10 protein-coding genes are annotated in these 12,211 nt (G+C 37.6%); 8 read left to right on the plus strand and 2 right to left on the minus strand.

Annotated features, from left to right (window positions below; all coding sequences use genetic code 11):
- From LGQ02_RS10540 to LGQ02_RS10550, 3 genes are all read left to right on the plus strand, one after another.
- On the plus strand, nucleotides 1-1,173 hold the full coding sequence (locus tag LGQ02_RS10540; RefSeq protein WP_226518103.1) for an exonuclease SbcCD subunit D: 1,173 nt from the start codon (nucleotides 1-3) through the stop codon (nucleotides 1,171-1,173).
- Complete coding sequence (locus LGQ02_RS10545; protein WP_226518104.1) at nucleotides 1,170-4,553, plus strand: AAA family ATPase; 3,384 nt, start codon at nucleotides 1,170-1,172, stop codon at nucleotides 4,551-4,553. The genes LGQ02_RS10540 and LGQ02_RS10545 overlap by 4 nt, the downstream gene beginning before the upstream one ends.
- Nucleotides 4,554-4,755: 202 nt before the next feature.
- The gene (locus LGQ02_RS10550; protein ID WP_226518105.1) at nucleotides 4,756-5,697 is read left to right on the plus strand and encodes a DMT family transporter; all 942 of its coding nucleotides are present in this window, start codon (nucleotides 4,756-4,758) and stop codon (nucleotides 5,695-5,697) included.
- 204 nt (nucleotides 5,698-5,901) lie between these two features.
- Here the strand turns inward: LGQ02_RS10550 and LGQ02_RS10555 are convergent, their stop codons facing one another.
- Nucleotides 5,902-6,066 (minus strand): hypothetical protein, encoded by a 165-nt coding sequence (locus LGQ02_RS10555; RefSeq protein ID WP_226518106.1) that lies wholly within the window; start codon nucleotides 6,064-6,066, stop codon nucleotides 5,902-5,904.
- Nucleotides 6,067-6,715: 649 nt separating this feature from the next.
- Between LGQ02_RS10555 and LGQ02_RS10560 the strand changes: the two genes are divergently transcribed.
- From LGQ02_RS10560 to LGQ02_RS10580, 5 genes are all read left to right on the plus strand, one after another.
- The gene (locus LGQ02_RS10560; protein ID WP_226518107.1) at nucleotides 6,716-8,137 is read left to right on the plus strand and encodes a DHA2 family efflux MFS transporter permease subunit; all 1,422 of its coding nucleotides are present in this window, start codon (nucleotides 6,716-6,718) and stop codon (nucleotides 8,135-8,137) included.
- Nucleotides 8,138-8,296: 159 nt separating this feature from the next.
- Nucleotides 8,297-8,587 (plus strand): hypothetical protein, encoded by a 291-nt coding sequence (locus LGQ02_RS10565; RefSeq protein ID WP_226518108.1) that lies wholly within the window; start codon nucleotides 8,297-8,299, stop codon nucleotides 8,585-8,587.
- A gap of 250 nt (nucleotides 8,588-8,837) precedes the next feature.
- Nucleotides 8,838-9,320 (plus strand): hypothetical protein, encoded by a 483-nt coding sequence (locus tag LGQ02_RS10570; protein ID WP_226518109.1) that lies wholly within the window; start codon nucleotides 8,838-8,840, stop codon nucleotides 9,318-9,320.
- 67 nt (nucleotides 9,321-9,387) lie between these two features.
- Nucleotides 9,388-9,843: a DinB family protein gene (locus tag LGQ02_RS10575; protein ID WP_226518110.1), complete on the plus strand. Its 456-nt coding sequence runs from the start codon at nucleotides 9,388-9,390 to the stop codon at nucleotides 9,841-9,843.
- A gap of 249 nt (nucleotides 9,844-10,092) precedes the next feature.
- Entirely contained in the window at nucleotides 10,093-10,365 is a 273-nt protein-coding gene (locus tag LGQ02_RS10580; protein ID WP_226518285.1) for a stage V sporulation protein S, read from the plus strand.
- A gap of 135 nt (nucleotides 10,366-10,500) precedes the next feature.
- Here the strand turns inward: LGQ02_RS10580 and LGQ02_RS10585 are convergent, their stop codons facing one another.
- Nucleotides 10,501-12,099 (minus strand): ABC-F family ATP-binding cassette domain-containing protein, encoded by a 1,599-nt coding sequence (locus LGQ02_RS10585; RefSeq protein WP_226518111.1) that lies wholly within the window; start codon nucleotides 12,097-12,099, stop codon nucleotides 10,501-10,503.
- Between the last annotated feature and the right edge of the window lie 112 nt (nucleotides 12,100-12,211).

Genomic DNA, 12,211 nt, shown 5'->3' on the forward strand with positions numbered 1-12,211 from the left:
ATGAGACTACTGCATACAGCTGATTGGCATATTGGGCGAACCCTCGAAGGGAGGGATCGCCTTTTCGAACATGAACAATTTTTTGATGAGCTACAAGAGATTGTGGAAAAAGAAAAAGTTGATGCGATTCTTATGGCAGGAGACGTATTTGACTCGGTGAACCCGCCCGCAAAAGCTGAAGAACTATTTTACGAAAGTGTTGCAAGGCTCACTGATCACGGGAAACGTCCGATCATGGTTATTGCGGGTAATCACGATCACCCGGATCGCTTACAAGCAGCGAGGTCACTCGTGAAAAATCAAGGTGTCCATATTCTCGGCTATCCGACTGAACAAGCTGTTCAAATTAGACCTAATGGCAGTGACCAGCTTCTAAATATCGCTGCACTTCCTTATCCATCGGAATCAAGATTAAAAGATCGTTTTACTGAAAATGCAGATGAGCTTGAAATTCGTGAAGCGTATGATGAGCGGATTCAATTTATTTTTTCCGAGCTTACCAAAGATTTTTCACCAAACGATGTGAATGTTGCGATGAGTCATATTTTTGTTGCTGGTGGAAGTGCTTCTGAATCGGAGCGACCAATTGAAGTTGGGGGCGCTTATACGGTGAGGGCAACAAATCTCCCAGCCGACGTGCAATACACGGCACTTGGACATTTACACCGACCGCAGAACATTAAGCGGGCACCAACCTTAGCGCGATATTCTGGTTCGCCACTTGCGTTTAGTTTTTCTGAAGCAGGTTACGCAAAGTCGGTGACGCTCGTTGATGTGGAACCGGGAAAAGAGCCTGTTACAGAAGATATTTATTTATCATCCGGGAGGCCGCTCGTCAGGTGGAAAGCGAAAAATGGTGTGTCTGAAGTGTTTAAATGGATGGAAGAAAAGCGTGATCACAACGCATGGATTGAGCTTGAAGTGTATATGGAAGACACGCCGACGATGGAAGACATTCATCATATAAAAAAGAATTATCCCGGGATTGTGACGATTCGTCCGATTTTTCCTGATACACAAGAAATGGACCATGAAGAAGAGAAAAAACACGTCCCGATCGATGAAATGTTCAATCGTTTTTACCAGCGTCAGACTGGCGGCGCAACGCCAGATGAAGAGCTCGTGCAATTGTTTTTAGAACTCGTCAATGAAAATGGGGGTGATCAGTCTTGAAGCCAATTTCATTAACGGTACAAGGGTTACATAGTTTTCGCGAAAAACAAACCGTAGACTTTGATTCGTTATGTCAAGGTGGTGTGTTCGGGATTTTCGGCCCGACCGGTAGCGGGAAGTCGTCCCTGTTAGATGCGATGACGTTAGCGTTGTACGGAAAAGTGGAACGAGCGACGAACAACACGCAAGGGATTATTAATCATGCCGAAGATTCGTTGAGCGTCTCCTTTCAGTTTCGCTTAGGCGGAGAGAAGAGCGGCAAAACGTACAAAATCGAGCGTACATTTAAACGAACGGGCGATGTTAACATTCGTTCAGCAACGTCAAGGTTAATCGATTTGACAAGTGAGCCTGTCGTGCTTGCTGATAAAACTGGGGAAGTCAACCATGGTGTTGAAAATTTATTAGGTCTCTCAATCGATGATTTCACACGAGCGGTTGTTTTACCACAAGGGAAGTTTTCGGAGTTTTTGTCACTCAAAGGGACTGAACGAAGACAAATGCTGCAACGACTGTTTCACCTTGAAAAATACGGTGACGAACTCAACAAGAAATTGAAAGATCGGATCGGTAAAACGAAGCATGAAATCGAACTCATTGAAAAAGAGCAATTAGGGCTTGGTGATTGTTCAAAAGAAGCGGTAGAAGAAGCGGAAAAACAACTTCAAGAGACGATTTCGCAAATCGAAAATGTTTCTGGGCGAATTGAAAAGACACAACAAAAGTACGAAAGAGAGAAAAACATTCGAAAATGGATGGTTGAGAAAGCGGAGCTCGAAACAGAATTAAAGAACCATCTGCAGAAACAGTCAGACGTCGAGAAACTTGAAAAAGACATGGTTTTTGCAAAAGAGGCGGCATTATTAGCTCCTTATATTAAAGAACTTGAAGAAAGTGAACGCTCCTACAAAGAATGGACACTTGCGATTGAAAAGGTCACTAAGCGAGTGTTTGAGTTGAAAGAAATTGCAACAAAGGCAGTGGAAAATTTAGAGCGTGCGAAAAGAGAAAAAAATGAAGAAGAATCTCCGTTACAAATTAAACTAAATGATTTAAACCGAATCAAAGAAGAGCTTCGTGAGATCGAAGAAGAAGAAAAACGAATTGAAGCTCTAAACAAAGAGTTAGAAGAGCTAGACAAAACGTTGAAGGAAGTAAACGATAAACAAGAAAAAGCAAAGCAAGACTTGAAAAAGTATGAAGACGGAAAACAACGTCTTGAAACGGACCTTGCTAATGTGCAAATCTCTTCGAAATGGAAAAACTACGTCTATGAAGCTTATGAAGCGAAACAAAAGATTGATTATGCGTCACAAGTGATGAATGAAAAGAAGGAAACGGTTGAGTCGATTCGAAAACAAGTTGAAGCGTTTATTCGGCAAAAAGAGGCTGGGAACGAGGCGATCGAGAAAAATAAAGAAGCACTTCATAAACGTTTTTCACAAATTTATTATTGGTACGACGAGTTTTCAAATAAGCTTCGCGATCTTGAAGCGTTTAAAAAGTTTTTACAAGGTGTAAAAGTTGAGGAAGAGAAAAAGAAGTTTCATGAATTAGCGATCGTTTTACGAGAAGAGCTTCAAGAAAATGCACCTTGTCTCGTTTGTGGCTCAACAGAGCATGATTTAAATAATATTGAACATCTCCATGAAGAGAGTGAAAAAAGTGGTATCGAGCAGCAAATGGAACAAGTCTTACGTGATATTGATGAAAAAGAGCGTATGCTCGATAAAGAAAAATGGACGTTAGAACAACAAGCATCATCGTTAAGTGATTTCATCGGAACTTTTGTAGAGGAAAAACCAAATGAAGAAGAGTCAACACCTTCTTTTTCGCTCAAGGGTGAAAATTGGTTATCCGAATGGGAAGCGTTTAGTATGAAGTTATCGAAAGAGATTGAAACGGTTCAAAAGCTTTACGGCAATGTACAAACGGAGAAACATGAGATGGAAAAGCAGCGTGAACAGCTTGCAGGGGTAGAACGTGATCTATCGTCACAAGAAAAACGCCTGAAAGAAGAGTCCACTCATTATGAAGAACGGAGTAACGAGTATGAGGCACTCCTTCAAAAGTGGAAAGAGACGTATTCTGATTTAGCGGTTGCTGAAGTTGACGCAACGTTACAAGAGGTGAAACGAAAAGAGCAACAAGCGGAAACGTTACGTGAACGGATTGAAAAGAGTACCCCTCATATTAACGATAAGAAAAAAGAAATTGAAGATTATCAAGAATCTGCTCAACAATACGCATTGAAACATTCCTCTTTATCTGCACAAATTGAAGAAAAGCGTAAATGGTGCACGGAGAAAAAAGAACAAGTTCATGAATCATTAAAAGGTGAGGATGTTCATAACAGTATCCAAAAAGTCAAAGAGAGACTAAAGCAATTAAACGAAGCATTTGAAAAGGCAGAAAAAGAAGCGACGTCAGCAGAACAACAATTAAAAGAAGCTGAACATGAAGAAACCGTTACGAAGCAATCGATGATCGAAGCAAAACAAAGACTTGAACGAGCGAAGGAACAATGGGAAGCTCAAGTTAAGAAAGCATCGTTATCATCGGTCGACGAAGCGAAAATGTTTGTAAAAACAGACGAACAAATCGCAGCAATGGAACGAGAAATTAAAGCATTTGAACAGAAAAAACAAGAGCTAGAATATGAAATCAAGCGAAAAACGGAATGGTTGAATGGGGATGACGTCTCTGAAGAAGCATTCCGTCAAACAGAAAATGAGTTAACGAGTTTTAAAAAAGAGCTTGATGACTTACATTCGAAAAAAGGTGGATATGAATCGAATGTCACTGAGATGAAAAAGCGTGCAGAAAGGTATGCGGAGTTAGAGGAACAGCGCGCCAAACTAAGTGAAGATCACTCAAAGCTAGTGAAATTAGACGGAGTTTTTCGCGGAAAAGCATTCGTTGAATTTATCGCTGAAGAACAATTGGTTCAAGTCAGTCGCTTAGCATCTGAACGTCTTCATCATTTAACGAGAGGGCGCTATGCGATCGAAGTTGATGCAAATGGTGGTTTTATCATTCGTGATGATGCAAATGGTGGGGTGAAACGACCTGTTTCAACACTGTCAGGTGGGGAAACATTCTTAACTTCACTTGCGCTTGCGTTATCTTTATCAACATCGATTCAGCTTAAAGGAGAGCATCCACTTGAATTTTTCTTCTTAGACGAAGGGTTCGGAACACTCGACCAGGAATTGTTAGAAACGGTCATTTCTGCGCTAGAAAAACTGCATTCAGAGCAGTTATCTGTTGGTGTTATTAGTCACGTTCCAGAGCTTCGTGAGCGGCTGCCGAGAAAACTCATCGTCACACCTTCTGAACCAGGAGGGAAGGGCAGCTGTATTCACCTAGAAGAGATGTAGTAAGGTTGTAGAGATCGTGTAATGAGATTCATTGTAACGCACCGGTTTTTTTATGTGACTGGTGCGTTCTTTTTGCATATTTTAGACTGCAATTTATTCTTATGTGGAGAATATTTCTGTAAGGATTTCCTTTCGGTTATGTTATGCTAATCTTATGAATATTCAATTTGACTAAACGAATATAAAGGAAGAAGGCGAGAAAGTGAAGACGATTATTTTAAAGTTTCAAAGTCTTCCATATTTATTATTGATTTTTGCGACGTTTTTCTGGGGAACAAACTTTGTCATTAGTCGCATCGTTGTTGAGGAAGTTCCACCGGTTCAGCTATCACTCATGAGATGGGTCATTGCAAGTCTCGTCTTTTTACCGTTCGTGTATAACGAACTAAAGCAAAATAAACTCATGATCAAAAAGAACTGGAAAGCGTTATTGTTGTTAGCGTTAACAGGTATTGCTGGGTTCAACACATTATTATATATTGCGATCCAATATACGACGTCAATTAATGCTTCAATCGTTAATGCAACAGCGCCACTGTTAATCGTGTTGCTTTCGGTGGTCTTTTTAAAAGAAAAGTTATTTACAATTCAATACATAGGAGTCATCGTTTCCTTTATCGGTGTGTTTATCATTATTACAGGAGGACGTCTCGAAACCCTTTGGACGTTAACATTTAACCCAGGTGATGTAGTCGTTTTTGCAGCCGTCATCGTTTGGGCGATCTATTCTGTTTTAATGAAAAAATTTGGTGTGAACTTACCGAAGAAGTCGACATTTATTATAACGATGTACATCGGTATTCTTTCTTTAATCCCATTTGCTTTATTTGAAAGGACGTATCATGCTGTGACAATTACCGCGTTACCTGTTGATACAATCCTTGCGATTATTTATTTAGGGATTTTCCCTAGCATTATTTCGTTTATATGTTGGAATGAAGGCGTCATGCAAGTGGGGGCGGGAAAAGCATCCAATTATTTGTATTTGATCGTGTTTTTCACAGCGATTTTAGCTGTCATTTTTGGAGGGGAAAAGGTCACATGGACTCAATTCATCGGTGGTGGTTTTATTATATCAGGGGTCATGGTCACATCGAATCCTCACATTTTTCGCAAAAATGTTACGGTAAAAAAAGCAAGTTGACGATCGGTGGTTATAGGGGGAGATAATTAGGTATGTTTGGTGGTAGAAGGTGGATATGTACCAAGTAGTTATGTATTTTTTTTTGCACGTAGTTAATGTACTTGGTAAGATCTATTGATTGAGGTACTTATTAAAGTGATTACAAATAGGGTTTGCTATAATTATATTATGTTAACTACAGTTATTGAACGATGTAATTAAAACTCAAGATACTATATCGATATAAAGAAGGGTTAGGCTTTCTCGGCTTTCTAGTCCATAATGATGAAAATAGTGGTTAACTACTTCTGCAAGTTCATTCTTGGGCTCTTCAATATCTCTTACTCTTTGCCAACCTTCTTCGGCAAGCTCTTCAACATTGTCTCTCATTCTAACATTGAAACTACCAGGTAGTTATATACTTGGTAGTTTTTTAGCAGGCATTCCACAATAGGATGATTGCACGCTCATGAAAAGTATAAAAGGAAGATAATTGAATTTACTGAAATGGATACAGTTGTGATCAAGCGCTCAATCGGTGGCCCCGTACAAACGTTATGTAGTGAGTTGAATGCATACGTTGGTTTTTTATTTTGTAGAGCTTTTTTAATTGAATCAATTTCATCATTACGTTTTTTGCGCAATGAAACGAATGATATTATAATTTTTTTCATTAAATTTACGTTTGATTTGGAAGTGAAGTTCACGCTCATCATTTGGAATTTCCCATCTTATTTTGAGTTATGAAATTGATTCAATTAGTTAATATATTAGAGATTTGTGGAAAATCTCTTGGCGGACATTGGTAAAAAAGATGGTAAGGGTGGTAAAAATTTGTGGCTAAATCAAGAATTGGTTCATTTTTCTTGGTAGATTAACAACAATCTTTGTTAGTATGGTAGTTGGTGTTCAAAAATCATTTAGTCACCGCAGTATTAGGTCCCATTTTTAAGGGTTATTTAAGCGACAGGGATTTTTTCTAGGGATATACGACGTAACGTTCATTATCCCACTTCATTGTTGAAGGGGTATGAAAAATATGGAAAATAAACAACCTAAAATTTCACATAAGGTAATTGTATCGATTATTTTAATTTCTGCTTTTCTTTTTACATTCAATCAGTTTTTATTAATTACAGCTTATCCTACGATCATGCAAGAGTTTTCACTTAATGCGACACAAGTGCAATGGTTAACGACATCATTTTTGTTAACTACGATCGTGTTCATACCTATGACTGGATATTTAACGAATACTTATTCATCAAGAACATTAGTGATTTTTTCGCTTAGTTTCTTATTTCTAGGTACCGTTGTAGGGATTCTAGCAACGAACTTTTCTTTATTAATTATTTCTAGAGTGATTCAAGCAATTGGGGCAGGAATTATGCTTCCGCTTGTACAAACGATTTTACTCGCTGTATTTCCTTATGAAAAAAGGGGGTTCGCTATGGGGCTTTTAGGTTGCGTCATTAATGTTGCGCCTGCTTCAGCACCTTCAATATCAGGAATTGTCATTGATGTTTATCATTGGAAGGCACTGTTTTGGATTATGCTTCCGCTTTCACTTAGTGCGCTTTTATTTGCATATTTGTTTATGAAAAATGTAACGAAACAGTACCCGTCTCAGCTAGATATGACGTCGTTATTTTTATCAGGAATTGGTTTTGCTAGTTTCATATATGGAATCAGCAATATTAGTGTTCTAGGTTTTACTCATTGGAGCGTCATCTCAACTGTTCTTTTCGGAATTGTGATGTTAACGTTATTTGTTAAAAGGCAATTACATTTAGAATTACCCGTGCTTAACTTACGGATCTTCAAAAAGGTTGTGTTTCTTTTATCAACCATCCTTATATTTATTAACATTTTGCTTTTATTGTCATATGAAACGATATTGCCGATGTTCTCACAAGATGTACTAGGTACGACTGCGTTTCTTTCGGGCTTTTTATTAGTTCCAGGAACGATCTTGCTTTCAATCGTCTCACTAGTTTCGGGTAATCTATTTGATCGTTATGGAGGGAGGCGGTTATCGATTATCGGTTTCTCGTTCATCCTTGTATCTTCGATTTTGTTTGGCACGGTCGGGATGGAAAGCTCTCCGTACATGATTATGGGTTGCTTTAGTTTATTTATGGTAGGGACTGGCTTTACGATCATGCCGTTAGTTTCAGTAGGCGTCAACAGTTTAACTACATCAGAAATTCCCCATGGTACGGCGATCGTAAATACAGTACGACAATTTGGCATGGCTATTGGTGTGATTATACTTACGACAATTATTAGTGTGACGACAGATCAAATGAATGCTCCCTATGAAGTGGCAGCGTTTTGGGGCACAAGGTACGCCTTTATCGTTATGGCCGTTCTTTCGTTCATTGGTGTCTGTTTATCATTTATCATTAAAGAAGGAAAGGAAGCTACTGAAGAGGGGAGAGAAAAGGTGGTTAATGGATGATACGACATGTTTAAACTTATCGTATATATCATTTGGATGTCGAGCTTGCTTGTGAAAAATAAGGAAACATCAAGGGTTATTTTATATGTATGGAATGGTAAAAGGTGTTAGAGTATTAGGGAAGAAAAGTATACGGAAGATAACTGAAAGGAGTTCAAAATGGAATTTGATTGGTTTAGTCTGTTTTCAACCTTACTATTATTTTTAATTATTTTCTCTCCACTCTTATTTTCAAAGAAAAATAAGAACAGTACTGAGGAAATAGGTTGGCAAGGAGTATTTAAATCCAAGTGGTTTGGTATTACGCTAATCTTTCTTTTACCATATTTATACTTTTCTTTTCTAAACGTAGTGTTTGCCATCATTTTATCAACGATCATCTCATTTGTTACATCCCTAATCGCTAATTGGAGATTGTTATTGAAAAGATCATCAAACGAGTGTGATTAGTGGAATGATTTGATCTAGAGTTGCTATGCAACTCTTTTTCTATGAAAATTTACTATGAAAGTGAAATTTTTTTGTTTATGATTACGTCTAATTTAATAACATACGTATGAAAACGACAGTGAAGGAAAAAGTTTGTTTAAATAGAAAGGTAGGATTAGTAATGAAATGACTTTTATTTTTGGCGTGTTTTTCGTTACTTGCAGTTGTGATAGGGTGCTCATCAGACGGAGAAAATAACGGTGAGCAAGGTTTGAGCACGACCATTAACGAAGAATTAGGGACTGAGGTTTATGTCCCAACTACTTTTCATGACTTGGAAATACATACCTCTTTTATTTCTTATTCCACTGGTAAGCCTAGCATGGTAGACGTTTACTACGGCTTAGAAAAAGATGATCGGAACGTTTATTTTGAAAATAAAGATGAAATAAAAGACTGGGAAGAAACGATGCACACGAACCTTCTATATGGTCCATATGGAGACGAGGAATTGTTTATGCTCAGCTTCAGGAAAGGGAATTTTCCAACAGATGATGACCTTCGTAATTGGGAAGAAATTGAACTTGAAGGGGCACCGGTATTAACGTATTTTAATGAAGCTGCAAGGTATTACCATGTGAGGATCGATGTTGCAGATGGGCATTATTTATTGCGGTTTTTACCATCACATTATGCTGATGAAGAGGCGTTAGAAAAAACTCAGACATTTATTGAATTCTTAAATAACTCATAGCTTTAACGAGTATGATTGAAATGGAACATAGATGGTTGAACTGAAAATGTATCATAGGGGGAATGACATGACAACGGGAATAAAATTATTTCAATTTTGGAGAAATGCAGCACTTAAAAGTATCGAATCCACAAGTGTTGATCAAGCGTCAATGATTCCTAAAGGCTTTAAAAATAATATTCACTGGAATGCAGGTCATATTTTAGCAAATTTAGATGAGAAACTACATTTATATGCATGGGAAAATAAAGGTCTTGATCAACGTTACTATGATCTATTTTTAAATGGCACCTCTCCGAAACAATGGGAAAATGAAGAAGTCCCTTCTTTTAAAGAAGTGCTACAAAAGTTGAAAGAACAAGAAAAAATGGTTACAGAAAATTACGAGATTTTTTCAAGACAACAGTTAACGAAAGAATTTCGTGGGATGAAAACAGGTGAGGAGCTTCTTCAATTTTTAGTCGCACATGATTGTATGCATATTAGATTAATTAAAGGGATTAAGTATGCATTGAATAAATAGATGTCACAAAATAAGTCAGCAAATATCCTTACCGGATTTATGTCAGAAGAAATCAGTATTGGTAACAAAAAGCGCATGGGTTTCAACTGAAATCTCATGCCTTTTTATTTCACTTTATTAACAGAAAAGTATTAAAGAAATAATGTTAATAGTTCTGCTTAACTGGAAGTTGAATATTATTAAAGATACGTTTAATTATATTCTTGCCATTGATCATATGTAGTGAGTAAATTTTAGGGGGGGATTCAAATAGATCATGTATTAAAGGTATCATCAAAATCTAATCCGAATTCAGTTGCAGGTGCAATTGCTGGTACATTAAGAGAAAGAGGTAGTACTGAAATTCAAGCGATTGGAGCTGGTGCTATAAATCAAGCAATTAAAGCCATTGCGATTGCAAGAGGGTATGTAGCTCCTAGTGGTGTGGATCTAGTTCTGGTTCCTGCATTTGAAAATGTGATGATCAATAATGAAAATAAAACAGCTATTAAATTATTTGTAGGTCCTAGAAAAGAACGGTAATTTGGCGTAGAGACAATTTAAACTGAGCATATATATCAAATTTGAGTTACAGATGAAAATTGGAAATTGTTCAATAAGATAATATAAGAAAAAGGGCAAGGAGAATATTTTCCTTGCCCATTTTACAATAAACGTTTATTTCGCAGTTTTCTTTAATTCAACATACTCATCGTACGTGATTTCTTTATCGAAGACGCCTTCTTCTTGAATTTCAATAATACGGTTTGCGATCGACTGGTTAAACTGGTGGTCATGTGAACTGAAGATGATCGACCCTTTGAAGTTAATTAATCCGTTGTTTAACGAAGTAATTGATTCTAAGTCTAAGTGGTTTGTTGGCTCATCTAATAATAATACATTAGCCCCACTTAACATCATCTTAGAAAGCATGCAACGAACTTTTTCTCCACCGGATAATACGTTCGCCTTTTTCTTTGCTTCTTCTCCAGAGAACAACATACGACCAAGGAATCCTCGGATGAATGTTTCCGTTTGGTCTTCAGGGGAGTATTGGCGTAACCAATCAACTAAGTCTAAATTGCCATTTTCAAAGTACTTTGAGTTGTCCTTTGGAAAATACGATTGTGAAGTTGTGACGCCCCATTTATATGTGCCGCTGTCTGGCTCCATTTCGCCCATTAAGATCTTCAGTAATGTCGTTTTTGCAATCTCATTGACACCTACAAGAGCGACTTTATCATCTTTATTTAACGTAAAGCTCACGTTGTTTAATACTTTTACACCGTCAACTGTCTTCGTTAAACCATCAACCGTTAATAAATCATTACCGATTTCACGGTTCGGCTTAAATTGTACGAACGGATAACGACGTGAAGAAGGCTTGATGTCATCTAATTCAATTTTATCAAGCATTTTCTTACGAGACGTTGCCTGTTTTGATTTCGATGCATTGGCACTAAACCTTGCGACGAAGTTTTGTAATTCTTTAATTTTTTCTTCTTTTTTCTTGTTTTGATCTTGCGCCATTTTTAACGCTAATTGGCTTGATTCATACCAAAAATCATAGTTACCAACGTAGATTTGGATTTTTCCAAAGTCTAAGTCAGCGATGTGTGTACACACTTTATTTAAGAAATAACGGTCGTGGGAAACAACGATGACCGTGTTTTCAAAGTTTATTAAGAACTCTTCTAGCCATTGAATCGCTTCGATATCTAAGTGGTTTGTCGGCTCATCTAGTAGAAGAACATCAGGATTACCGAAAAGAGCTTGTGCTAAAAGAACTTTCACTTTTTCCCCACCAGTAAGCTCTTCCATTTTCTTATAGTGGTGTTCATCGCCAATTCCAAGGCCTTTTAAAAGAACTGCTGCATCAGATTCTGCTTCATAACCGTTCATTTCAGCGAATTCTCCTTCAAGCTCTGCAGCTTTCATACCGTCTTCATCGCTGAAATCAGGTTTCATATAAATCGCGTCTTTTTCTTTCATGACATCGTATAAACGCTCATAACCCATCATCACAACATCAAGCACCTGATCTTGTTCATATTCGAAGTGGTTCTGCTTTAAGACAGTCATACGTTGGTCAGGGCCTAAAGCGACGTCACCAGTTTGAGACTCAATTTCTCCAGATAAAATTTTCAAAAACGTCGATTTTCCTGCTCCGTTTGCTCCAATTAACCCGTAGCAATTCCCCGGTGTAAATTTAAGATTTACATCCTCAAACAGCTTTTGATCTCCAAATCGTAAGCTGACATTCGATACTGTTATCATTTCATTCATCCTCTTCATAATTAAAGTCTACGAAATTATAACATTTTCCAAGAAAAAAGACGAGTGTTGCAAAATACAATATATCGTTTGGCAAATTGTACTGGACCAGGTC

The sequence above is a fragment of the Bacillus shivajii genome (assembly GCF_020519665.1).
In the GTDB taxonomy this organism is placed as follows: domain Bacteria; phylum Bacillota; class Bacilli; order Bacillales; family Salisediminibacteriaceae; genus Bacillus_CA; species Bacillus_CA shivajii.